This is a genomic window from Paenibacillus sp. FSL H7-0357 (genome assembly GCF_000758525.1).
Lineage (GTDB): Bacteria > Bacillota > Bacilli > Paenibacillales > Paenibacillaceae > Paenibacillus_AQ.
This window is the reverse complement of the sequence record NZ_CP009241.1, coordinates 1,283,768-1,306,924: the sequence shown is the minus strand read 5'-3', so window position 1 is coordinate 1,306,924 and position 23,157 is coordinate 1,283,768. Positions and strand designations below refer to the sequence as shown.

The window sequence follows — 23,157 nt, the reverse complement described above, 5'->3', positions numbered from 1 at the left end:
TAATTGACGGTTAGACTGCCCTTATATGATAATAAGACCCGGTGCTTCATTCTGGAGCATGTTCCAAATTCATCCTGCATGGCAGATCATGCTGCCGCCACTTAAAAGGAGATACTGTTCATCATGAAAAAAATCATCGCCCTCATCCTTACCCTGCTTCTCCCGCTTTACGTTCTTCCTCCAGCATCATCAAGCGCCTCCGCGGCGCCTGCGTCCAAGCTCGCAGTTTATGTGGACAAGGAGAATCATGCTTTCATTCCGCTGCGTTTCCTGAATAATTTTGCCGGCATCCGGTCGATCCTCACTCCTGGCGGAACGATAGAAATTACAAAGGGCGAGGCTTCCCTCCACCTGATTCCGGGCTCGGCGAAGGCTTCCGTGAACGACAAGGCCGTAACCTTGAGTGAGCCGGTCTTCAGCGGCAGCGGCACGACGTATGTTCCGCTGTCTCTGGTCAGCCAAACACTGGGCCTTCAGCTGAAGTGGAATCCACAGGCCTCGTCGCTCACGCTGACAGCGGACGAAACTTCCGCCACCTTGCCCGTACTCAGCGGAGCACTCCTTAAAGCGGAATCCCCAGCGGTAGTCAGCGGCAAACGCACCTTTAAGGTCGGCAGCCGCTCCTTTACAGTGCAGACAGTCACCGCTTCCCTGCTCCATCCCTCGGTCAAACTGGATGTAGTGCTTGCCGGCAACACGGTCGGCAAGACGGAGTCACTTGGCAGCATTGCCAAACGCAGCGGTGCTCTCGTTGCGATCAACGGGACCTACTTTGATGCCTACACTAAAGGGGCATACAAAGTCCCTTATGGTTATATCATCAGCGGCGGAAAGATGCTCAAGAACGGCGCTGGAGAACGGCGGGCCGTATTCGCTTATGACCGCAATCTGTTAGCAGAGCTGATTCCTGGCACTGAATTCGCATCGCGCTTCCAGAGCGGGACCATCGAAGGTGCGCTTCAGGCCGGCCCCCGGCTGCTGGTTAACGGGAAGGTAGCGGTGGATGTGACCGCCGAAGGCTTCAGGGATCCCAAAATCCGCACCGGCGGCGGAGCCCGCAGCGCGCTGGGCTTGACGCGCGACCACAAACTGATTCTTCTGACCACCAGCGGGGCTACCATTTCGCAGCTGGCGCAGATTATGAAGCAGGCCGGTGCCTATCAGGCCATGAATCTGGATGGCGGCGCCTCCAGCGGATTGTATTACAACGGCAAATATTTGACAACACCGGGACGTCTGATCAGCAATGCGCTGGTCATCAAAACCCGTTAATCCATCCTTCCGCAACATACAAGCAGCCTCCCGCAGCCGGATCTTTTTCCGGCAGCCCGGGAGGTTGTTTGCGTCTGAATCCTGTTTTGCATAAATTTCCCTTAGCATGTTACTGTAATACTGGACAAAGGAGTGAATTCATGGAAACGATTCTGATTGTCGAGGACGACGCCAAGCTGGCAGACCTGCTTAGCAGTTATTTGTCAAAATATGATTTTCATACCGTTATCGTAGATGACTTCAATAGAGTGCTGGAAACCTTTGAGGACAGTGCCCCAAGCCTGGTGCTGCTGGACGTCAATCTGCCGAGATATGACGGGTTCTATTGGTGCCGCCAGCTTCGCAAATCCTCACTCTGCCCCATCCTCTTCATATCTGCCCGGGACAGTGGCATGGATCAGGTGATGGCGCTGGAGAACGGCGGCGACGATTACATTATCAAGCCGTTCCAATACGAGGTCGTGCTGGCCAAAATCCGCAGCCATCTGCGTAGAGCTTACGGCTCTTACGCCCACAGCCAGGAAGAACGCAAGCTTCAAGCCGGAGGACTGACGCTGTATCCGGAGCGTTATGTGATCCAGCACAACGGCCTGTCCGCTGAGCTTACACAGAAGGAAGCCGTCCTGCTGGAAGCGCTCCTGCTGAAGGAAGGGCGCGTCGTCTCCCGTGAACGGCTGCTGGACCTGATGTGGGAGGATCAGCACTTCATCGATGATAATACACTAAATGTCTATATCACCCGCGTACGTAAGAAGCTCAAGGATCTTGATCTTGACGACATCGTAGAAACGATAAGAGGTGCCGGCTACCGGCTCAGCCTCTCCGGAGAAACACCATGAGGCTGTTTCTTAAGGATCACCGGCCGCTGCTGCTCTTCTATCTGCTCCAGATGATCCTCATCCCCGTGCTCTACTGGGTTACGGGCGAATACAGACCCTTCTCGATTGTTTTATACGGTATGGCCCTCAGCTTTGCAGTTCTCATTCTATATCTGGGCTTCCGGTATGTTCAGCACTATAAGCTATACACCCGCCTGAGCGGACCCGGCGGAGCCCCGGGGGAACAGCTTATTCCCCTTGACGATGCGCCGCTGCCCGAAGCGGTGACGGAGATGCTGCAGCATAACCACCACTACTATCTGGACCAGCTGCATTCCCATACCCGGCGGATGGATCAGCATATCGATTTCATCAACCGCTGGGTACACCAGATGAAGACGCCGCTTTCCGTCATCCAGCTTACCCTTCAGGATTTGGAGGAGGATGCTGCCAGCAGCATCCAAGAGGAGGTGGAGCGGCTCCGCAAGGGACTGGAGATGGTTATCTACACCTCCAGGCTGGAACGCTTTGAGGATGATTTCCATGTTCAGCCTCTATTGCTTCGCAAAGCCGTAAGCGAGACCGTCGCCGATAACCGCAGGCTGTTCATCCGGAGGGGAGTCCGGGTAGACATTACCGTTGACGATGGACTCTCTATATACAGCGACGCCAAATGGCTGAGATTCATGCTGGCCCAGATTCTCGTCAACGCCGTAAATTATACAGCCGGGACAGGCAAGACGGTAACCATTTCCGCGGAGCAGACGGGAACCGGGAGCGTCTTACAGATTAAAGATCAGGGCATTGGCATCTCTCCCGAAGACCTGAAACGGGTGTTCAATCCTTATTTCACCGGAGAACGCGGCCGCCAGTATCATGAATCCACCGGGATGGGCCTCTATCTGGTCCGTGAGATCTGCACAAGGCTCGGGCATACGGTAGAGCTGCAATCCCGGCCCGGCGAGGGGACCACGGTTCGCATTACTTTCGGAGGAGCAGTTGATCCTCTTCGCGGCTGAACTGCAGCATCCGCTCAGCTTCCTAAGGCTGGCTGGAGCTGCCACAAGCTTCACAACCGGGAGCATTCCGCCCGCCATGACCAAATGGCCGGTAGAGTGCTCTCTTCTTTATGTCTGCTAATCTCATAATGCAGTCAGAATAAGGAATCCGCTCCCAGGGGATAATACAGCAAATCATCCAGTATCCAGCAACGAGGAGGAGTATCGATGCCAACCCATCTGCAGCAACGCCGCAAGAAAGGAACAGATCCCGCCCCGACTTCCGTTCCTGCACCGCTGCCTCTTCACCCCTCACTTGATATTACCTTGCAGGAGATTACTAAGCGGATCGGTCAAAGCTCCGACGTTGTTTTCCGCAGATTCACTAATGAATCTTTAAGCTCCCTCTCTCTTGCTTTTATATATATCGACGGACTCGTTAATGCGGATGCCGTCAACCAGACGGTGCTGCAGCCGCTGATGGAAATGGTTGCCCCCAAGAGCGGCGCCATTACCGCCGAGGACGCCTTCAGCCTGATTAAAGATCAGATGCTGCCGGTCGGGGGCGTCAAAGAAGGCAAAACACTGGAGAGCCTGCTCCCCATGCTCTTCGACGGCTATACCCTCATTCTGTTTGAAGGACTTCAGGTGGCAATGGCTGCCGATACCTCCGGCTGGGAGAAAAGAAGCATCAACGAGCCAACCTCCCAAGGTGTTATCCGCGGACCCAAAGAAGGCTTCACGGAGAGCCTGCGGACAGGCACCTCCATGCTGCGGCGCAGACTCAAAACCTCCGATCTTAGAATAGAAGAGTATAAGATCGGTCAGCGCACTCAGACCGGTGTGGCGCTTGTCTACCTGGAGGGTATCGCCAGCGAACAGGTGGTGGCGGAAATCCGCCGGCGCTTAAACGCGATTGAAACCGACAGCATTCTGGAGAGCAATTACATCGAGGAATTCATTCAGGATGGCGGACTGACTCCCTTTCCGACCATTCAGAACACGGAACGTCCGGATGCGCTTGCCGGAGGCATTCTGGAGGGCCAGGTCGGAATTATTATTGACGGGACTCCCTTTGCACTGCTTGCCCCCTCCACTTTCTTCAATTTTTTTCAGTCGAGTGAAGATTATTATCAGCGTTTTGATATTTCTTCTTTCCTGCGGCTAATCCGGTATGCCGCTTTTTTTGTATCCATGCTGCTGCCGGCCTTGTATATCGCCGTGACTACCTTTCACCAGGAAATGCTGCCGACAACCCTGCTGATCAGCCTGGCCGCCCAGCGTGAAGGCGTACCGTTTCCGGCACTGGCGGAAGCGCTGCTGATGGAACTGACTTTCGATGTGCTGCGCGAGGCCGGGGTCCGTATGCCGCGCACCATCGGGCCGGCGATTTCCATCGTTGGGGCACTCGTGCTGGGACAGGCCGCCGTTCAAGCCGGACTCGTCTCCGCAGCCATGGTTATCGTGGTGTCGTTTACCGCCATCTCTAACTTTGTCATCCCGTCCCTGGCTATCGCCAATTCGATCCGCCTGATCCGGTTTGTCATGATGCTGATCGCCGCTACCCTTGGCCTGTTCGGCATCATGTCCTTTTTGATGGTGCTGCTGATTCATTTGGCCGGACTGCGTTCCTTTGGTGTGCCGTACCTGTCCCCGGTAGCTCCAATGACTCCGCGATATTTGAAGGATATTTTTTTCCGCGTTCCGCTCTGGAGCATGACCATGCGGCCAAAGACCAATTTGGGCAAAGAAACACGCAGACAAGGCCCGGATCAAAAGCCGCAGCCGCAAGAAGAGGCGCAGAACAACCAGCAAACCCGGCAGCCGCAGGAGGAGGATCCCAGTTGAACGGTAAAATCGGCACCACCCAGGCCGCCATGCTGATCGTCAACACTATCTTGCCGACAGCCACCGTCGTGCTTCCCGTCATCATTGGCAACTACGCGGAGCAGGACGCGCCGCTGGCTATTTTGTTATCGACTCTGGCCGGGCTCGTGTTCGCGGCGATTGTCGGGACCGTCATCCGCTACAGCAATGGCGCACCGTTTCTGACCTGGATTGGCGAGATGAGTTCTCCTGTTGCTGCTACAATTCTGGGCCTATTGATGCTGCAGTTCTACCTGGACACATCGGCAACCATTTTGCGCGAATTCGTCAATTTCATCAAAGACAATGTACTCATCGACACCCCGGTCACCGTAATGACCATCCTGATTCTATTAATTACGATCTATATGGTCAGGCAGGGCCTCGAGTCCATCGCCAGAGTAAACACCCTCGTGCTGCTGCTGTACTTTTTCTTCGTGCCGCTCTATCTGTTCGGGCTGTACCGGGACATGGATGTGCATCAGCTGCTGCCGATCTTTGATCACTCTCTGGCCTCCTTGACACTGGCCGGCATAACACCGGCTACCTGGATGTCCGAAGTCGCGGTGCTGCTGTTTCTGGCTCCTTATTTGCAGAATCCGCAAAAAGCGCGCATCGCCAGCTGGGCAGGACTTCTTTTCGTTGCTGGGCTGATGATGTTTTCGCTCGTAACGACACTGATGGTGTTCGGGTCCGAATTCATCAAGCTCAGCACATATCCGGGTTTTTCCACCGCCGGGGTTGTTCATATCGGCAGATTTATCGAAAAGCTGGACATTCTGTTCATCTCCTATTGGGTCCTGTCCATCTATCTGAAATTCTCGATCTTTCTGTTTGCGACGGTCGAATGCTTCAAGCAGACCTTTCGGGTAAACAGCAATCGGCCTTTTATCGGAGCCTTGGGTCTGATAATCGCTTTAGAGTGTCTCTTTACCTGGCAGAGCGCAGACCAATTGAATCTCTACAACAAGGAAGGGCGTTTCTCGGTCTTCTTCCTGTTCAATGTACTCGTTCCGCTGGCTGCGCTCCTGCTTCACCGGCTCCAGAAGCCAAAATCCAAACCTAAGGGGTGGGAAACATGAAGCAGCAGCACACCGAATCCTATTCAGCAAATCCCGCGAGGCCTCTGGCTTACGCCGCGAAAAAAACGCTCTGCATTGGTCTCTGCCTCCCCCTCCTGTCGACTTTGCTGACCGGATGCTGGGATGACCGGGAACTGAGTGAGCTGGGCATTACCTCCGGTTCGGCATATGACTGGAAGAATAACGAATGGAAAGCCACATACCAGGTCATCAACCCTTCTTCCGGTGCCAGCAGCATGGGAGGCAGTGGAGGCGGGAGCACCAGCTCTCCACCGTTCGTCACCTTCTCGGTAAAAGGACCAACGATTATGGACGCGATAGAAAGAACCAATCTGACCAGTACGCGTGAGATGTTTTTTTCTCATTCGCGCATCGCCATAATTGGAGAGTCTCTGGCCAAACACGGGATCAGTCAACTGATCGACATGTTCCTGCGCAAGCAGGACGCCCGGGAAACTGTATATGTATTTCTATCCAAAGACGAAGCCGGAGATATTCTGAATCAGCTGATGCAGCTGACCAAAAATCAGGGAGCCGGTATCCAGCTCATGATTGAGCAGGAATCGAAGCTGCTCTCCTTTTACCCCGGCATCCGGCTGTTTGAACTGGCCATGGCCCTGTCCTCCGAATCCGGAAGTGCCGTGCTGCCGGAAATCTTCCTTACCGGCGACCAGATCATGGATGAGACCAGTGAGACTGGACGGACCGACCTGCCTTCACGGCTGGCGCTCGGAAGGCTCGGTGTCTTAAAAGGTGAAAAACTGGTGGGATGGCTAACGCAGAAGCAAGCCTTCGGCTTGTCCTTTCTGACGAACAAAATTGATTCTGCCACCATCGCCTTCGCCTCCCGCCCCGAAATCAGCGACAAACCGGACGCTTCCTTCATCCTCCAGAATTCGACCACTTCCGTTCATCCCGTCTGGGATAAAGATCACTACATCATGGATGTGAACATCAAAGGAAGCGGCGTATTGCAGGAGCTTGGAAGCGTCATGGATTTGAATGAACGGACTTCAATAACAGGGATGGAGCAAGCCATTGAACAGCGTATTCTGGAACTCGTGGGCAACTCCTGGAGTGAGGTCAAGCGGCTGGGAGCGGACGTCACGGGCTTTGCTGTGAGGATTCACCGCAGTGACCGCAAGCGCTGGAAGCAGATTGAGAAGGACAAAAGCTGGGACCGCATGTTCCAGAATATTGAGATCAAACCGCATGTTTCGATCCAAATTGAACGGAGCGGACTCAGTAACAAATCCTTTAAATCCATCCAGCATAAGTAAAGGGGCTACTCTATGAAAATAGCGATCACTCTTCTGCTTTATGCCTTAGCTTTCGTCTGGGGCTGCACCCGCCTGCGCGGAGAAGGAAGGAAGCTGCACCGGCTGTGGTTTGGCTGCATTCTGGTCTGGTGTGCTTATGAGAACATTTGCGGGATTACAGAAACGCCGCATTTCAATATGGCTACCTTATATATTGCTTACTTTCAACCCGCCGGCAGATTCATTATCAAGTGGTTAGGAGGCTGATTTCGGAGTTATGCAAAAAAAGGAACAGGTGTCTGCCCTGCAAATTGCGTTTATGATTATGCTGTTCGAGATCGGCAGCACGCCGCTCTTTCTGCTGGGCGGTAAGGTCAAGCAGGATTCATGGCTGGCGATGTGCACCGGCTCGCTGGGCGGGTTCATCCTCCTGCTGCTCCTGCTGTGGATCCAGCACCGCTCGCCCAAGCTGGACCTCATCGGCATGCTTAAATTTCATTTCGGAGGTGTTGCCGGCTCTGTGATCGGCTTGATCTACTGCTTCTACTTCGCATATCAGTCGATGCGCAATGTCCGCGATCTCGGCGAGCTGACGGCTTTGACTTTGCTGCCGCGATCTCCGCTGCCACTCACGATGTTCATTTTTGTAATGATTGCACTCTATGCCATTTGGAAGGGTGCAGAGGTTGTCTTCCGGCTGCCCGAGGTGCTGCTCCCTCTGGTTCTCTTCTTTTATTTCCTGATTGTGCTGCTGCTTGGCATTATGGGCTCCATTGATTTCTACCGGCTAAGTCCAGTCAACGAGGGTGGGTTCATGCCGATTGTAGAAGCTGCACTGCCGGATCTTGTCTCCTTTCCCTTCGGTCAAATGATTGTATTCCTGATGTTGTGGTCCCTCTGGGAAAAACCCGGTGTGCCGGTAAAAAATACAGTGACCGCCTATATTGCCATCAGCATCTTTCTCATCTTCATGAACGCGCTGAATGTGGCTGTCCTCGGGCCAACGATTGCAGGGATCAGCCAGCTGCCTTTTTTAAAGACAGTCCGTACTTTATCAAACCTCAAATTTGTGGAACGGCTCGATATTCTGGTAACGACCCAGCTTTTTATCGGGCTGCTGATCAAGATGATGCTCTTCTACTTTTGCGCGGTTAAAGGCATCAGTGAACTGAGCGGCAAACCAGCCAAATGGTGGGTATTTCCCGTAGGAGCGGCAATCTATGGCACTTCCTTTCTGGCGAGGGATTATACTCAGCATATTGCCATCGGCCTGGGGCCAAGCCTCAAGATTGACCCGCTGTTCCAAATCGGTATCCCGCTGCTGCTCTCAATATCCATTCTGCTGCGGGGATGGTTCAAACGAACATCCTCCTGACAAAAGCGAACATAACCTTAACCGCGCTGTAAGGTAACGTTAAGGTAAAACCATAGCATGCCGGAAGCTCATCCTGTACACTCGAAATCAGAAGATAAGCACCCAAGGGGCAACAACGGGTGACACTCACGTTTTCGGTTAGAAAGGAATGAATTCCATGAATGTGCTCGAAGTCACGGCAATGAATAAAGTATATCCGGGAAAAGTGCTTACGCAGGCTCTTACCGATATTCATCTTAGTATCGAACAAGGTGAATTTGTGGGAATTATGGGCCCTTCGGGCAGCGGCAAAACCACCCTGCTCAACATGGTCTCAACCATTGACCAGCCCTCCTCGGGTGAAGTGAAGATCGGCGGCAGCAATCCCTATCAGATGAACAAAAAAGAGCTGGCCCTGTTCCGCCGCAGGAAGCTTGGCTTTGTGTTCCAGGATTTCAACCTGCTGGAGACATTGACCGTAGGGGAAAATATCGTTCTTCCCCTGACTCTGGACAACCGCAAGCTGGCCGAGATGGACGCGCTGCTGCAGCGGGTGGCCGGGCGACTGAATATCACGGACATCCTCAATAAGCGGACCTATGAAATTTCCGGCGGACAACGCCAGCGGACGGCCATTGCCCGGGCAATTATAACTTCGCCTGCCATTCTGCTCGCCGATGAGCCGACGGGAGCGCTCGATTCGAACTCCTCCCGGATCGTAATGGAGTCGCTGGAGGACATCAACCGCAAGGAAGGTACGACGCTGATGCTGGTTACGCATGATCCGCTGGCAGCAAGCTATTGCAACCGCATCGTCTTCATCAAGGACGGCAAGCTGGCTGCGGAACTCCACCGCGGCGACAACCGCCAGGCCTTCTTCCAGAAGATCATTGATACACTTTCATTCTGGGGAGGGAATAGTCATGAGCTTTCCTCAATTCGCGTTTAATAATGTGCGGCGCAACTCCCGGGCATATATGGCCTTTTTCCTCAGCAGCGCCTTTATGGTCATGATCTTCTTTTCCTATTCGGTGTTCATCTATCATCCTGACGTGACCTCTATTGAGCTTGGGAAAAATTCGGCTACCGGGATGAAAATTGCTTCCTATATTGTCTTCATCTTCGCCTTCTTCTTTGTCCTGTACTCGATCAGCGCTTTCCTCAAGCTGCGGAATCTTGAATTCGGCATCCTGATGATCCTGGGCGCGCGTCCCGGGCAGATCAACAGACTGATTCTGCTGGAAAATATGATCATCGGCCTGCTGTCGATCCTGAGCGGCATGGCCGCCGGGATGCTGCTGTCCAAGCTGTTCCTGCTGCTCAGCACGAATATTATCGGGGTGGCAGATATGCCGTTTTATTGGCCGGTAAAGGCACTTGTTATCACTTCCGTTTCCTTTCTGGCGCTATTCCTGACAAATTCAATCTTCACCCTGCTGTTCATCCGCAAGAACCAGGTGCTTGAGCTGCTCAAGGGAAGCGTGAAACCGAAGAAGGAGCCCAAAGTATCCTGGCTGCTCTCGCTTCTCGGACTTGCACTGCTGACAACAGGAGCTATTTCCATCGGGCAGGAGCTGTCTCCAAACACGCTGCTGATCGCTGCCGTCACAGGCATCGCCGGCACTTATTTCTTCTACTCCCAGCTGTCGGTGCTGGGCATCCGCCTGCTGAAGCTGAGCCGCAAACGGCTATGGCGCGGAACCAATCTGCTCTGGATCAACGAAATGAGCTACAAGGTTAAAGACAATGCGCGGATGCTGTTTCTGGTAACGGTTGTCACTTCATTGGCCTGCATGGCTGCAAGTCTTCTTCTATCCATCAGTTCTTCGAACAATACGACGTATTTGAACAGTCCATTCGCTATCGACTATTCCGTTGACAATGGACACGATCCCGAACCCGGACTGACCACCATTCATGATGCCCTGGAAAACGCCGGATTGCAGTACACAGAGAACAAAGTGGAATTCATCCGCGTTTCTATCCGAGGCCTTAACGATGTGGACCAGTTTGACAACGTTCAATTGCTGACGGTGTCCGTATTCAATCAACTGGCAGGACAAATGGATGTCACCGGAATCCCTCCTTTGTCTGACGGAGAAGCTGTGCTGCTGCTTAACCCCCAGAATGCCATTTTCGAATATAACGCAGGAGAGAAGATTCTGCTGGCAGATCAAGTAAATGTGGAACTCGTCCTGAATCATCTTATCAATCCCCCGGTCATGCCTTTTGGCCAATACAACCCGTCCGTGATGATTGTCAGCGACAGTCTGTATGCAAAAGCTGCCGGTACGGCTAGAGCTAATGATCGTGAAATAAATTACTTTTATAAAATCCCGGCGTGGGATGCACTGCTTCCCAAGACCGGGGAGCCGGAGACTGTCATCTCCAGTGAGCTGGTGCAATGGAGCCGGGACAGGAATCATGCGACTGACAACTGGCACACGTTAATAAGTGCACGGGCTGATAGCTATATGAATACCAAGCAGGGAACCTCAATGGTCAGCTTTATCGGCATCTTTATCGCCCTGATCTTTTCGCTCTCTTCAGCCAGCTTTCTCTATTTCAAGCTGCATACGGAGCTGAACGCAGATATGCGGATGTACCATGCACTCTCCAAGATCGGACTCAGCACCAGAGAAATGTCGGCTTCCGCCACCAGACAGATTGCACTGCTGTTCTATATCCCTATTCTTATTGCAGCCGTGCAGACTCTTGTAGTTGTCCGTCCCGTGCTGAAAGTGATGGATATCACGAATGTTACCGTTCCTGTGCTGATCACATCAGCAGCTTTCCTGGTTGTGCAAACCGTGTATTTCATCATTGTCAGATCCCGCTATATCCATAGTCTGAAGAAGATGATGGTGTAACCCGGAGGCGTTAGGCTACAATGAATGCTGTATCCTAGTGATTGAGAATAAAACGCCGCTGCTTGATTGCAACCAGAGAGCAGAATAACAGGCGTACCGGAGGTTCTGCCCGATGTCCAAAGCCGATCATATGCTGTCCATCCTGTGGATGCTGCAACAGCGGAGAAGAACCGCTGCCGAACTCGCGGAGGAGCTGGAGCTCAGCATCCGCTCCGTCTACCGTTATATTGACGCGCTCTGTGCCAGCGGTGTTCCCGTAATTGCCGACGCCGGGCCGGGAGGCGGGTACAGCCTGCCTGAGCATTTCAGTGCAGCGCCCCTGTTCTTCGACACCGGGGAACAGAGGGCGCTCGTACAGGCCTCCGCTTTTGCCCGGGGCAGCGGATACCCTTATGTCGCAGCCCTGGACGGAGCGATTGCCAAGCTCAAACGCTACAGCAATGCGGCGCAGCTGTCGCAAATGGAGCGCCACGAAGCCGGCATGGAGATGCTCCATGCACCTGGCGCTGCGCTGCAGCCGCTGCTGGAGGAGTTGGAGGCTTGCATCGCAGGCAGCCTTACCCTGCAGATGGACTACCGCAAGGGAAACGGAGCGGATGTTTCTGCCCGGTCTATAGACCCTTACGGGCTGGTGCTGTGGAAGGGCCAGTGGTATATGGCCGGCTATTGCCATCACCGCCAGGAAATCCGCAGCTTCCGGGTAGACCGGATTGGGGGACTGCGGCGGACCGGGGATGGCTTTGTGCGCCCTGCCGGATTCTCCGCACGCGAGTTTCTGCTGCGCGGCCTGCTTCCCGGCCAGGATAAAGATTCCGCACTCGTGGCTGTCATCATCCAGTCCGCGGAAGCCGTCCTGAATGATCTGTGCAGCCATTGGCTGTTCGGCCATATGCTTGCGGAGCGAACCCCGGAGCAAGCCAGCTTCCTGCTGGATGAAGCCTCGTTATACAGCTACACCCCCTATTTCCTGCTGCCTTACGGCAAAGCGCTTAAGATTCTCGAACCCGCAGCTTTGAGGCAGAAGCTGGCAGCCATCACTGCGGACCTAGCGGATTATTATAAAGAATAATATCTTTTTCCGGATCACTGACCGCAGCTGTCAGTGATTCTTTTGTATAGTGAGCTTATCGCTGAGGCAAACATTCATAGGACTTTGCCGAGGCAAATGAGAACATAAAAGGCAGGAGGAATACAGCATGAAAGAACTGAAATATCAATTCTATATCGGCGGAACACCAGCACAGGTGTGGGACAGCCTCGTCTCACCGGATAAAGTACAGCAAATCTATTACGGCAGCACGATCCACTCCAGCTTTACAGCAGGGGAGCCGCTGAAATATATCGGGCCGGGGGCAGATGGCCCCGACACCTTGCATGTATACGGCACAGTGCTGGAATTCTCCCCAGAGCAGGCATTCCGCTTTACCCACAAGGTCGGCCCCTCCTATCTCAAGAGCGGCGAACCGCATGAATCACGCATCTCCTGGCTGCTGGAGCCGGTTGGCGGCTGTACCAAGCTGACACTGATTCATGATCAATGGCAACCTGATGATCCGTCCTACGGCCCCAGCGAAAGCTCCTGGTGGCAGATTCTCAGCAACATCAAGACCTTGGTAGAGACAGGCAATACGCTGGATTTTGGTAGCTGGGAGTAGAAGCAGCCAGTCTCCGCCACACCCAATCGAATGTATAGGCTCCTTCCTGAGCCCTCCCCAACCCTTGGAGAAAAGCAGCAACAGCTGCCTTTCTCTAAGGGTTATTTATTTTTCCCTAAGGAAACTTTTTTGTTGCAAGGACAAATTTATTTACGTATACTAATATTGTGGCAGACTACAAGAATCTAACCCATGTGCATAACATAAATCAATAAATCATACATGCTCAATCATTCTGGATGGAACGGGGGAAAATCTTATGGACGGAGCCGTAATTCCATTATCTGAAGCTGTGAACGGCAGTACGCTGCGTATCCGCAGCATAGAAGTACAGGGTGTGCTGAGGAGAAGATTGCTCGACCTCGGGTTTGTCGTCGGCAATGTTGTCGAGGTACTGCGGCGCAGTCCGCTCGGAGACCCTACCGCCTTCCGGGTAAGCAATACAACCATTGCCCTGCGCCGGGAAGAAAGCGCTCTGATTCACGGAGAATTAATCGGAGGTGATGAAGCATGAACCGTTACACTGTAGCTTTTGCAGGCAATCCCAACACGGGCAAGAGCACACTCTTCAATCTATTGACCGGCCTGCGCCAACACACCGGCAACTGGGCGGGCAAGACCGTCATCACCGCCGAAGGCGAGTTTACCCACAAGAACAATACCTACTTGGCTGTAGATCTTCCGGGTACCTACTCCCTGTACTCCAACTCAGCTGACGAGGAGGCCGCAAGGGACTACATTATTTTTGAACAGCCTGATGTGACGCTGGTGGTGCTGGACGCCACTTCGCTGGAGCGCAATCTCAATCTTGCCCTGCAGGTGCTGGAAATTACCGGGCGGGCCGTTGTCTGCATCAACCTGATCGATGAAGCGAAGAAGCTGGGCATTGATATTAACCTGAAGGCCATTTCGAAACGGCTCGGCGTGCCGGTAGCCGCAATTTCGGCCCGGAGTGAAATCGGCATTGAGGCGCTGCTGGATCAAATTGAGCGTGTGGCTACTGGTACTTATACAGCGGAGCCGCTGCGGATTACGTATAGCGATGAGATTGAACAGGGCATTGCTGCGCTCCTTCCTATGGTAGAGCAGACGGTCGGTTCAAGGTATCCGGCACGCTGGATTGCCCTGCGGCTGCTGGACGGTGACGAAAGCCTGCTCGCTTCGCTCAAAGCCAATATGGGACAGAGGAATATTTCCGGATCGAAGGGGGTAGTGAGCCATGGAGTCACCGCATGTCATTAAGGGACCCGATCCGATGGATTCCCTGCTCTCTGCAGCGAAGAATCTCGCAGACAAGGGCGGAATCCGTGATGAAATCGTAAGCGGAATATATGGTGTATCTGCGGGGATCTGCAGAGATGCAGTTACCTACCAGGACAAAAAGAAGCTGGGCAGCACTTATAAGCTTGATAATATTGTCACCTCCAAAATATGGGGATTCCCCATTATGCTCGCCGGGCTCGGACTCGTCTTCTGGATTACGATTGCCGGCGCGAACTATCCTTCGAGCTGGCTGGCCTCGCTGTTCGGCTTCATCGAAGGTTATTTAACCGCCGGATTCGAAGCAGTGAGCGCTCCGGCCTGGCTGCACGGCGTGCTTGTGCTTGGCCTGTACCGCGGAACCTCCTGGGTTATCAGCGTCATGCTGCCGCCGATGATGATTTTCTTCCCGGTATTTGCGCTGCTGGAGAATTTCGGCTATCTGCCGCGCGTTGCTTTTAACATGGACCGGTTGTTCAAGAAATCCGGCGGGCACGGCAAACAGGCGTTAACGATGTCGATGGGCTTCGGCTGCAATGCTGCCGCCATTCTCTCCACCCGCATTATCGAATCGCCGCGTGAACGGATGCTGGCTATTCTGACCAATAATTTCGTGCCCTGCAACGGCCGCTGGCCGACCCTGATTCTGCTGTCCTCCATGTTTATGGTGGGGGCCGCTACCACTGGTGCGCTGCGGACCTTCTCGACAGCCCTTGTCCTGATGGGAATCGTAATGGTCGGTATCACGGTAACCTTAACGGTGTCCTGGGTCATGTCCAAAACCGCGCTGCGCGGCGTTCCCACCCACTACACGCTCGAACTCCCGCCGTACCGCCGTCCGCAGATCTGGAAGACGATTGTCCGCTCCTCCAAGGAGAAGTCGCTGAATGTGCTGACCCGCGCAATCGTCGTAGCTGCTCCGGCAGGCATTATCACCTGGATCCTAGCGAATGTGTTCGTTGGCGGAGACAGCGTGCTGAACCATATGGCCGCTTTTTTTGATCCTTTTGCCCAGCTGCTCGGCATGGACGGCTTCATTATGATGGCCTTCATCCTGGGGCTTCCGGCCAATGAAATCGTACTGCCGATTCTGCTTATGGGCTACATGTCCTCCGGTGCTATGGTCGATGTCGAAGGTATCGGCAGCATCAAGGATATCTTCCTGAGCCATGGCTGGACGTGGTTGACCGCGCTCAATATGATGCTGTTCTCCCTGCTCCACTATCCATGCGGCACTACCCTGATCAACATCTACAAAGAGACCAAAAGCATGAAATGGGCAGTGCTCTCGGCCGTCATACCGCTGGGCATCGCCATTGCCGTTACTTTCCTGGTTGCACAGGCAGCGCGCTTGTTCGGCTGGGTCTGACAGAGTTCTTACGCGCCCGGCTTCTCCCGTATACAGGGAGGGGCCGGGCCGTTTTTGTGTATCCGCACATTTCCGGAGAATGCGGAATTCCAGCTGCTGCTGCAACTGCCTGACAGGCTCCTTTCAATGCTCCGCTCCCGTTCTGTCCCGTGATTTGACTCCCCCCCTTCTCAGATGTTAGGGTGAAATTGAAGCCATATTTTTCCGGGAGGGAATGTTAATGACGGAAGTAAAGCTTACTGTCGGGTACGACGAATTTGAAGAAGGTCAAAGAATAGGCACGGAGATTGAACGCTTGAGCACAAGTCCTGAAGCTGCGCAACTAACCAGCCTCATCATTGGGGATTGGGGACAGGCCTATGAAAACAGCTCCGAGGAGGTTGTGTCAGCCCTTGTGAAATACAGCGGAAGCTTCCCGGCTCTGCGCAAGCTGTTTATCGGGGAGATGGGTTATGAAGAATGCGAAATTTCGTGGATTACACAAAGCGATCTTTCCCCGCTGCTCCCCGCTTATCCGGAGCTTCAGTCACTCACCATTCAAGGCGGAAATGATCTGAGCCTCAGCAGTCTGCAGCATGACAAGCTGGAGGAACTGATTATTATTACCGGCGGACTTGGCAAAAGCGTTCTGGCAGAAATCGCCGCAGGACATTTGCCGAATCTGCGCAAGCTGGAGCTGTACCTTGGCGTGGACAACTATGGCTTTGATGGCGGACTGGAAGATCTCTACCCGCTGATCCAGCCGGATAGGTTCCCTAAGCTTACCTATCTGGGACTGAAAAACAGTGAAATTCAGGATGAAATCGCTGCGGCCGTGGCCGATGCGCCCATTCTGGACCAGCTTCATACGCTGGACCTTTCGCTTGGAACGCTTAGTGACAAGGGTGCGGAGGCGCTGCTGGCCAGTGAGCGGATTAAAGGCCTGCAGGCACTGAACCTGAGCTATCATTATATGTCGAATGAAATGATTGCCCGCTGGAAGGCAAGCGGCCTGCCGGCCGATGTCAGCGACCAGCAAAAAAGCGATGACGAGGAAGATTGGCGTTATCCTTCCATCACCGAATGATGCAGGAACCGCAGCCGCTGATCCTGCTATGTTGTCCCGGCGACAGGCGCTCGGACGGTATCCAGCAGGCGCGGAGCCGCCTCGTGATGCCTCCGGCCCTGCTCATCCCGTATTCGGGGCTGCTGCGGGGAAGTTCGCTCGCCGAGCTGCTGGAGAAGGCGCTGCACTTGCAGACCAGCGGACAGGCGGGCCTGTGCCCAGAGCCTTCCGGTTCACGTCCGGCAACAGCTCCGCCTCTCCTGCGGCTGGATTCACCCGGCGGCAGCTTCGAGATTGAGCAGGCCCTCATTGCCTTGGGCGCACCGGATGCCGGGGAGCAGGATGACTCGCTGCACCCCTTCGGGCATCATCCTGATCCCCATCCCCTGAGTCTCCAGGCCGCCGGGCGGCTGAAGGACATGCCCGGCGTGCTGCATCATCCATCTCAATGGTTCCGCGGCTACTGCCGGCTGCTGGCCAGGCTTCAGCGCGAGGCCGCAGAGCTGCTGCCTGAAGCCCGTTGGCAGAACCATCCCGGGGATATTGCCGCCATGACCGACAAACGCCGGACTCAGCAGATTCTGGCTGAGTCCGGTGTTCCGGTGCCCCGGCCCCTGGGCGGCGGACATCCTCCGTCAGACTATGCGTCCCTGCGGGAGCTGATGATCACGGAGCGGATGCACCGGGTATTCATCAAGCTGTCCTGCGGCTCTGCCGCTTCCGGCGTCATCGCCTATCAGATCAATCCCGCTACGGGAGCCGAAATCGCTGTGACTACTATCGGGGTTGAACAGTATATCACTCGCCCACCCGTGTACTATAATTCGGGGAAACTGCGGCGTTATACCGACTCCGCTGTCCTGTCCGGAATCATCAACTGGCTCTACAGCCATGGCGCGTATGCTGAGCAATGGATTCCCAAGCCGGGCGCAGCCGGAGTTTCGTTCGACATCCGCCAGCTTGTCGTGCTTGGAGAAGCCTGCCATTCCGTTGCCCGGGTCAGCACCACGCCCATTACGAACCTGCATCTGCGCAGCCAGCGGATGTCTCCGGCAGAAGCCGGGCTCACGGAAGAGGTGCAGGAGCAGGTACGGCGTACAGCCGTACAGGCCCTTGCCGCCTTCCCCCGCTCGGCTGTTGCCGGGATTGATATCCTGGTATCCTCCGGCAGTTCCCGGCGCACTTATGCTGCGGACGTAAATCCTTTTGGCGACTTGCTCTACGATGTGGAATATGACGGCTGCGGCACCTATGAATGGGAAATGAAAAAGCTGAATGCAATTGCGAATCATGAATGAGACCTTATAGCGTATTGCTATTTTTAATCCATATCTATTAAGAAAGGGCGCTTATAACGGTTATGACAGATATGAATGCCATTGTTGGCACCCATGACATCCTGATGATCACACTGGATACCCTGCGCTACGATGCTGCCGTTCTGGAGGAAGAGAACTGCCCCAATCTGTGCGGCACCGGTTCCTGGGAGAAAAGACATACGCCCGGCAGCTTCACTTATGCCGCACATCATGCCTTCTTCGGCGGTTTCCTGCCGACTCCCGCAGACACAGATAAAGCTGCGCATGTGAGGCTGTTCCATTCCAGAAATACCGGGATGAAGACCCATCCGCACACCTGGCTGTTCGACACGCCGGATCTTGTATCAGGGCTTGCTGCCGAGGGCTACCGTACGGTATGTATTGGCGGGGTTATTTTTTTCACTAAAAAGGTCCCGCTTGCCCGTGTACTGCCCGGTTATTTCCAGCAGAGCTACTGGCGGATGACCTTCGGTGTCACGAACCCGCGCTCCACGGAGCATCAGGTGAACCACGCCCTGAAGGTGCTGAACGATACTCCGCTGGATCAAAGGCTGTTCCTGTTCCTCAATGTGTCAGCCATCCACGGGCCGAACCATTTCTTCCTTCCGGGTGCCCGGAAGGATTCCGTGGACAGCCAGCGTGCCGCACTGCGTTATGCCGACGGAGAGCTGGGGCGCCTGTTTGAGCGCTTTCGCGAACGCGGCAATCCGGTCTTCTGCCTGGCCTTCTCGGACCACGGCACAGCCTATGGAGAAGATGGCTATCAGGGACACCGTCTGGCACATGAGACCGTGTGGAATGTCCCTTACCGGGAATTCTTCCTCTAGATCAACAGCCCGGTTCAACCCGGAAGAAAGGAGAAACGTATGACGTCAACCGGCAATTTCCTGCAGCAACCTAATGACAACGACGTAAGACCGTCTCTCTCTTCGGAGGAGCTTAAGCGCTGGAAAGAGCAGATTACCGCTAACCCTTACCGCAATTATCTCTATTCCTATCCGCACAAGACAGCCTATCGTGAATTCCAGCCTCCTATTCCGCTGGAACAGCTGTGGCTGGAAGAGCCTGCGGATTCTTTTTTTCTCTATATGCATATTCCGTTCTGCGGCGCACGCTGCGGCTTCTGCAATCTCTTCACCCTGCCGGACAAACGTGCGGATGTCCACGCCGCCTATGTGGATGCACTGGAACGGCAGGCAAAGCAGTGGTCGGCCTTTACCGGCCATAAGCCGTATGCCCGGTTCGCGATCGGCGGCGGTACGCCAACCCTGCTGGCCGCACCGCAGCTAAGCCGGCTGTTCCGGATCGCCCGGGAGATCATGGGCCTGGACACCGCCCTTGCTTCAATCTCAGTCGAAACCTCACCCGAGACGATTACGGAAGAGAAGCTCGCCATCCTGAAGGACAATACCGTGGACCGGGTCAGCATGGGCATTCAGAGCTTCGTCGCCGCCGAATCGGCGGCCATCTACCGTCCGCAGAACCCTGAGGTGGTATACCGGGCACTGGAGCTGCTGGGGAAATATCAATTCCCCATCCTGAATCTGGATCTGATCTATGGGCTTCCCGGCCAGAGCGTGGAGTCCTGGCTCTATTCGCTGAATCAGGCGCTCCTGTATGAACCGGAGGAGATTTTTCTCTATCCGCTCTACACCCGCGAGCATACGATTGTGAAGCCGGGAGATCTGCTGCGCCAGCAGGATCTCCGCCATGATTGCTATACTGCCGCTTGCCAGCTCCTCGCAGAGCACGGCTACCGCCAGTATTCCATGCGCCGCTTCGCTAAGGAAACGGCAGGCACCAGCAAAGCCATCCTCGACTACAGCTGTCAGGAGGAGGGGATGGTCGGCCTCGGCTGCGGAGCCCGTTCCTATACGCGGGAGGTGCATTACGCCTCCCGCTACGGCGTCAGCCGCAAGGCAACAGAGAGCATCATTGCCGATTATGTGTCGTCCAAGTCTTATGACACGGCCGATTACGGCATTATGCTGAGCCGGGAAGAACAGAAACGGCGCTTTATTCTAAAAGCTGTGCTGCACAGTGAGGGGCTGAAGCTGGCCGACTACAGCGGACGTTTCTCGGCATCGCTGTGGAATGATTATCCTGAGCTTGACCTGCTGCTTCAAAGTGGTCTGGGCGAAGTAGAGGAAGGTATCCTGCGATTAACCCCTGAGGGTCTAGGCTACTCGGACTCCATCGGCGACTGGTTCATCTCGGGTGAAATCAGGGAACGTATGGAAGGATTCATTTTGCCATGAATGCCGTCCTCTACTACCGCGGGGCCCTCACCTCCTGCAATTATGATTGTCCCTACTGTCCGTTCGGCAAGACGAGAGACAGCGCCGCTACGCTTGCCAAGGACCGCGAAGGACTGGAGACCTTTGTCCGCTGGGCTGCTGAGCAAGGCGCGGCAGGCCACCGGCTGTCGATCTTCTTCAATCCTTACGGTGAAGGACTGATTCACCGCTGGTATAAAGAAGCGCTGATTACCCTCTCCCATCTCCCCCATGTGGACAAGGTGGCTATCCAGACCAACCTGTCGGCCAGCCTGGATTTTATCCCGGAGCTGAATCCGGCCACGGCTGCCTTCTGGGCGACCTATCACCCGGGACAGGTGCGGGAGGAACGGTTTCTGGCCCAATGTATGGCTGTCTATAAGCAGGGCATTCCCTTCAGTGTCGGCAGTGTGGGCCTGCGCAGCGCCTTTCCGGCAATTGCCTCGCTGCGGGCCGCCCTGCCGGATGATGTCTATCTGTGGGTGAATGCCTACAAAGACAAACCGGATTATTACACACCAGAAGATCTCGCCTTTCTCGGCAGCATTGATCCGCATTTTCATATCAATACAGTCGACTATGAAAGCCTGGGCAAACTCTGTAACGCCGGCAGCAATGTGTTTTATGTGCAGGGACCCGGTATAGTAAAACGCTGCTATAAGGACAGGGGCATCATCGGCAACCTCTACCGTGACGGACTGGAAGGCCTCGCTGCGGAGCGGAGCTGCCGCATGAACTTCTGCGACTGCTATATCGGTTACATCCACATGCCCGGGCTCCGGCTGGAGCAGATTTATGGCTCCGGCCTGCTGGAACGAATACCCTACGGAATCGCGGAGGTGCAGAGATGAGAGCAAATCGGGAAAGTGCTGGAATTGGAGCAGAGCACGAAGGTTCCGAGTTTGGAGCAGCGCACAAAAGTGCGGGGATTCGAGTTGAGCACGAAGGTGCAGGACATAGAGCAGATGCTGGAATTGGAGCAGAGTACGAAGGCTCCGAATTTGAAGCAGCGCACAAAAGTGCGGGGATTCGTTCAGGTCGCGGTATGACTCTGTGGCTCACCGGCTTGTCCGGGGCGGGCAAATCAACGATTGCCTCGCTTCTGACGGACAGACTGAGAGAACAGGGTCTGGCTGCCGAATGGCTCGACGGAGATGAGCTGAGGCGCGCGCTCGGACAAGGCCTCGGCTTCAGCCGGGAAGACCGGTTCGAGAATATCCGCCGGGCCGTCTACGTCGCCGGAATGCTGAACCGGCATGGCGTCATTTCAGTGGTCTCGGTCATCAGCCCTTATGCGGAAATGCGCGACTATGCCCGCCAGTCGCTGCCCGGTTTCACAGAAGTCTATGTAGATTGCCCTTTAGAAATCTGCGAGTCGCGGGATGTCAAAGGGCTGTATGCCAAGGCCCGCCGGGGCGAAATCCCCTCCTTCACCGGCATTTCTGATCCTTACCAGGCGCCTGTCAGCCCAGAGTTAACGCTCCGCACAGCCGAGCAGACGCCGGAGGAAAGCGTGAATGAGATATGGTCCTGGCTAACACGAAGAGGGACTCTGCCTACACTTAATAAATAGACCCAAAGCGCCCTGTCTGCTTGCTCGGACAGGGCGCTTTGGGTCTGGGTGCTTGTGGATGAGACACTAATGCCTGGGCGCCTGCTTAGTTGAGACACTGATGCGCTTCTGGTGGCCTACTTAGTTGAGGCGCTGTTGCGCTTCTCGAGGTCTACTTAATTGAGACGCTGATGCGCTTCTGGGCGCCTGCTTAGTTGAGGCGCTGATGCGCTTCTGGTGGCCTACTTAGTTGAGTCGCTGATGCGCTTCTGTGGCCTACTTAGTTGAGGCGCTGATGTGCGCTTCTGGTGGCCTGCTTGGTTGAGGCGCTGATACGCTTCTGGGCGCCTGCTTAGTTGAGTCGCTGATGCGCTTCTGGTGGCCTACTTAGTTGAGGCGCTGATACGCTTCTGGGCGCCTGCTTAGTTGGGACACTGATGCGCTTCTGGTGGCCTACTTAATTGAGGCGCTGATGCGCTCTTCTGGAGGCCTATTTAGTTGAGACACTGATGCGCTTCTGGAAGCCTGCTTGATGGTACGTCTGTGCTATCGCCGCTGTTGTGCTTTCTTCAACTGATCACAGGTGCTTTCGGTGCTTTCGGTGCTTTCGGTGCTTTGATGCTTTGATGCTTTGATGCTTTGATGCATTTAGTGTTAACTAAGTCAGACTCCGCTACTGTGGATTTTTTGTTACCTTCCCCCACGATCCTGCCTTTTCTGTTCCCTTCCAATTCCAAGCGGACAGGAAAGCCGCTATTGTGCCTGGCTTGGCCTTTTTCCATCCCTTCCGGACTGGAGCGACGTTATTTGCTGGAAAAAGCCAATCAGCAGCAGGAAATCAGAAGAATAACGGCGCTGGAGTCCGCAACACTCCTGAAATGGAGCTTTTAGCACAAATAGCGCCGCTGGAGTCCGTCTAGAGTTATACATACTCGGCAGCAGCAGGCTACTATTGAAACCCCGCGGGCACAAATCGCTTTACTCCCAACGCCAACTTCTGTGCATCCTCTCACATTTCTCAATACGACTCCGAGTGAACATCACCAAGCAACACCTCGCGCACTTCAATGTACCCTTATCAAACACTTCTCCATGGTTCTCTTATACACACTTTACTACGCACCTGCTCACACTCTTCTGCATACACCTTCATCATGAGCTT

At 54.5% G+C, this 23,157-nt stretch carries 22 protein-coding genes; all 22 read left to right on the top strand.

Features of this window, described 5'->3' with window-relative positions:
• Window positions 1–123 precede the first annotated feature (123 nt).
• The 22 genes from H70357_RS05770 to H70357_RS36870 all read left to right on the top strand — a co-directional run bounded on the left by H70357_RS05770 (window position 124) and on the right by H70357_RS36870 (window position 22,886).
• Entirely contained in the window at window positions 124–1,272 is a 1,149-nt protein-coding gene (locus H70357_RS05770) for a phosphodiester glycosidase family protein (RefSeq protein WP_038586811.1), read from the top strand.
• 140 nt (window positions 1,273–1,412) lie between these two features.
• Window positions 1,413–2,111 (top strand): response regulator transcription factor, encoded by a 699-nt coding sequence (locus H70357_RS05765; protein ID WP_038586809.1) that lies wholly within the window; start codon window positions 1,413–1,415, stop codon window positions 2,109–2,111.
• The gene (locus H70357_RS05760; RefSeq protein ID WP_038586806.1) at window positions 2,108–3,109 is read left to right on the top strand and encodes a sensor histidine kinase; all 1,002 of its coding nucleotides are present in this window, start codon (window positions 2,108–2,110) and stop codon (window positions 3,107–3,109) included. The genes H70357_RS05765 and H70357_RS05760 overlap by 4 nt, the downstream gene beginning before the upstream one ends.
• A gap of 207 nt (window positions 3,110–3,316) precedes the next feature.
• Window positions 3,317–4,936: a spore germination protein gene (locus H70357_RS05755; protein WP_052091846.1), complete on the top strand. Its 1,620-nt coding sequence runs from the start codon at window positions 3,317–3,319 to the stop codon at window positions 4,934–4,936.
• Window positions 4,933–6,036: a GerAB/ArcD/ProY family transporter gene (locus H70357_RS05750; protein WP_038586804.1), complete on the top strand. Its 1,104-nt coding sequence runs from the start codon at window positions 4,933–4,935 to the stop codon at window positions 6,034–6,036. Before H70357_RS05755 ends, H70357_RS05750 begins: the two co-directional genes overlap by 4 nt.
• Window positions 6,033–7,316 carry a Ger(x)C family spore germination protein gene (locus H70357_RS05745; RefSeq protein WP_081965700.1) on the top strand — a complete coding sequence of 428 codons (1,284 nt, stop codon included), beginning with the start codon at window positions 6,033–6,035 and terminating at the stop codon, window positions 7,314–7,316. Before H70357_RS05750 ends, H70357_RS05745 begins: the two co-directional genes overlap by 4 nt.
• Window positions 7,317–7,328: 12 nt before the next feature.
• A complete protein-coding gene (locus H70357_RS05740; RefSeq protein ID WP_038586801.1) occupies window positions 7,329–7,562 on the top strand; it encodes a hypothetical protein in 234 nt (77 codons plus the stop codon).
• 10 nt (window positions 7,563–7,572) lie between these two features.
• The gene (locus H70357_RS05735; protein ID WP_038586798.1) at window positions 7,573–8,670 is read left to right on the top strand and encodes a GerAB/ArcD/ProY family transporter; all 1,098 of its coding nucleotides are present in this window, start codon (window positions 7,573–7,575) and stop codon (window positions 8,668–8,670) included.
• Window positions 8,671–8,827: 157 nt separating this feature from the next.
• A complete protein-coding gene (locus tag H70357_RS05730) occupies window positions 8,828–9,598 on the top strand; it encodes an ABC transporter ATP-binding protein (protein ID WP_038586795.1) in 771 nt (256 codons plus the stop codon).
• A complete protein-coding gene (locus H70357_RS05725; RefSeq protein WP_038586792.1) occupies window positions 9,573–11,519 on the top strand; it encodes an FtsX-like permease family protein in 1,947 nt (648 codons plus the stop codon). Before H70357_RS05730 ends, H70357_RS05725 begins: the two co-directional genes overlap by 26 nt.
• A 112-nt stretch (window positions 11,520–11,631) precedes the next feature.
• The gene (locus H70357_RS05720) at window positions 11,632–12,588 is read left to right on the top strand and encodes a helix-turn-helix transcriptional regulator (protein WP_038586789.1); all 957 of its coding nucleotides are present in this window, start codon (window positions 11,632–11,634) and stop codon (window positions 12,586–12,588) included.
• A 127-nt stretch (window positions 12,589–12,715) separates the two neighbouring features.
• Window positions 12,716–13,174, top strand: a complete 459-nt coding sequence (locus tag H70357_RS05715; RefSeq protein WP_038586786.1) for an SRPBCC domain-containing protein — start codon at window positions 12,716–12,718, stop codon at window positions 13,172–13,174.
• A 259-nt stretch (window positions 13,175–13,433) separates the two neighbouring features.
• Window positions 13,434–13,688, top strand: coding sequence for a FeoA family protein (locus H70357_RS05710; RefSeq protein WP_038586782.1), 255 nt, complete (start codon window positions 13,434–13,436; stop codon window positions 13,686–13,688).
• On the top strand, window positions 13,685–14,416 hold the full coding sequence (locus H70357_RS05705; RefSeq protein WP_038586779.1) for a FeoB small GTPase domain-containing protein: 732 nt from the start codon (window positions 13,685–13,687) through the stop codon (window positions 14,414–14,416). The genes H70357_RS05710 and H70357_RS05705 overlap by 4 nt, the downstream gene beginning before the upstream one ends.
• Window positions 14,394–15,803: a nucleoside recognition domain-containing protein gene (locus H70357_RS05700; RefSeq protein WP_038586777.1), complete on the top strand. Its 1,410-nt coding sequence runs from the start codon at window positions 14,394–14,396 to the stop codon at window positions 15,801–15,803. Before H70357_RS05705 ends, H70357_RS05700 begins: the two co-directional genes overlap by 23 nt.
• A 220-nt stretch (window positions 15,804–16,023) precedes the next feature.
• Complete coding sequence (locus tag H70357_RS05695) at window positions 16,024–16,869, top strand: STM4015 family protein (RefSeq protein ID WP_038586775.1); 846 nt, start codon at window positions 16,024–16,026, stop codon at window positions 16,867–16,869.
• Window positions 16,842–18,146 (top strand): STM4014 family protein, encoded by a 1,305-nt coding sequence (locus H70357_RS05690; protein ID WP_231578379.1) that lies wholly within the window; start codon window positions 16,842–16,844, stop codon window positions 18,144–18,146. The genes H70357_RS05695 and H70357_RS05690 overlap by 28 nt, the downstream gene beginning before the upstream one ends.
• Window positions 18,147–18,208: 62 nt before the next feature.
• Window positions 18,209–18,994, top strand: coding sequence for an STM4013/SEN3800 family hydrolase (locus H70357_RS05685; RefSeq protein ID WP_038586773.1), 786 nt, complete (start codon window positions 18,209–18,211; stop codon window positions 18,992–18,994).
• Between the two features lie 39 nt (window positions 18,995–19,033).
• Window positions 19,034–20,425, top strand: a complete 1,392-nt coding sequence (locus H70357_RS05680; protein ID WP_038586771.1) for an STM4012 family radical SAM protein — start codon at window positions 19,034–19,036, stop codon at window positions 20,423–20,425.
• Window positions 20,422–21,294 carry an STM4011 family radical SAM protein gene (locus tag H70357_RS05675; RefSeq protein WP_038586769.1) on the top strand — a complete coding sequence of 291 codons (873 nt, stop codon included), beginning with the start codon at window positions 20,422–20,424 and terminating at the stop codon, window positions 21,292–21,294. The genes H70357_RS05680 and H70357_RS05675 overlap by 4 nt, the downstream gene beginning before the upstream one ends.
• On the top strand, window positions 21,291–22,016 hold the full coding sequence (gene cysC, locus H70357_RS05670; RefSeq protein WP_231578378.1) for an adenylyl-sulfate kinase: 726 nt from the start codon (window positions 21,291–21,293) through the stop codon (window positions 22,014–22,016). Before H70357_RS05675 ends, cysC begins: the two co-directional genes overlap by 4 nt.
• Window positions 22,017–22,751: 735 nt before the next feature.
• Window positions 22,752–22,886, top strand: a complete 135-nt coding sequence (locus tag H70357_RS36870) for a hypothetical protein (protein WP_269322466.1) — start codon at window positions 22,752–22,754, stop codon at window positions 22,884–22,886.
• Window positions 22,887–23,157 lie beyond the last annotated feature (271 nt).

Bases quoted from the DNA above. Each gene is read 5' to 3' on its own strand.
- H70357_RS05770 (WP_038586811.1), top strand. From the start codon at position 124: ATGAAAAAAATCATCGCCCTCATCCTTACCCTGCTTCTCCCGCTTTAC.
- H70357_RS05765 (WP_038586809.1), top strand. From the start codon at position 1,413: ATGGAAACGATTCTGATTGTCGAGGACGACGCCAAGCTGGCAGACCTG.
- H70357_RS05760 (WP_038586806.1), top strand. From the start codon at position 2,108: ATGAGGCTGTTTCTTAAGGATCACCGGCCGCTGCTGCTCTTCTATCTG.
- H70357_RS05755 (WP_052091846.1), top strand. From the start codon at position 3,317: ATGCCAACCCATCTGCAGCAACGCCGCAAGAAAGGAACAGATCCCGCC.
- H70357_RS05745 (WP_081965700.1), top strand. From the start codon at position 6,033: ATGAAGCAGCAGCACACCGAATCCTATTCAGCAAATCCCGCGAGGCCT.
- H70357_RS05740 (WP_038586801.1), top strand. From the start codon at position 7,329: ATGAAAATAGCGATCACTCTTCTGCTTTATGCCTTAGCTTTCGTCTGG.
- H70357_RS05735 (WP_038586798.1), top strand. From the start codon at position 7,573: ATGCAAAAAAAGGAACAGGTGTCTGCCCTGCAAATTGCGTTTATGATT.
- H70357_RS05730 (WP_038586795.1), top strand. From the start codon at position 8,828: ATGAATGTGCTCGAAGTCACGGCAATGAATAAAGTATATCCGGGAAAA.
- H70357_RS05725 (WP_038586792.1), top strand. From the start codon at position 9,573: ATGAGCTTTCCTCAATTCGCGTTTAATAATGTGCGGCGCAACTCCCGG.
- H70357_RS05720 (WP_038586789.1), top strand. From the start codon at position 11,632: ATGTCCAAAGCCGATCATATGCTGTCCATCCTGTGGATGCTGCAACAG.
- H70357_RS05715 (WP_038586786.1), top strand. From the start codon at position 12,716: ATGAAAGAACTGAAATATCAATTCTATATCGGCGGAACACCAGCACAG.
- H70357_RS05710 (WP_038586782.1), top strand. From the start codon at position 13,434: ATGGACGGAGCCGTAATTCCATTATCTGAAGCTGTGAACGGCAGTACG.
- H70357_RS05705 (WP_038586779.1), top strand. From the start codon at position 13,685: ATGAACCGTTACACTGTAGCTTTTGCAGGCAATCCCAACACGGGCAAG.
- H70357_RS05700 (WP_038586777.1), top strand. From the start codon at position 14,394: ATGGAGTCACCGCATGTCATTAAGGGACCCGATCCGATGGATTCCCTG.
- H70357_RS05695 (WP_038586775.1), top strand. From the start codon at position 16,024: ATGACGGAAGTAAAGCTTACTGTCGGGTACGACGAATTTGAAGAAGGT.
- H70357_RS05685 (WP_038586773.1), top strand. From the start codon at position 18,209: ATGACAGATATGAATGCCATTGTTGGCACCCATGACATCCTGATGATC.
- H70357_RS05680 (WP_038586771.1), top strand. From the start codon at position 19,034: ATGACGTCAACCGGCAATTTCCTGCAGCAACCTAATGACAACGACGTA.
- H70357_RS05675 (WP_038586769.1), top strand. From the start codon at position 20,422: ATGAATGCCGTCCTCTACTACCGCGGGGCCCTCACCTCCTGCAATTAT.
- cysC (WP_231578378.1), top strand. From the start codon at position 21,291: ATGAGAGCAAATCGGGAAAGTGCTGGAATTGGAGCAGAGCACGAAGGT.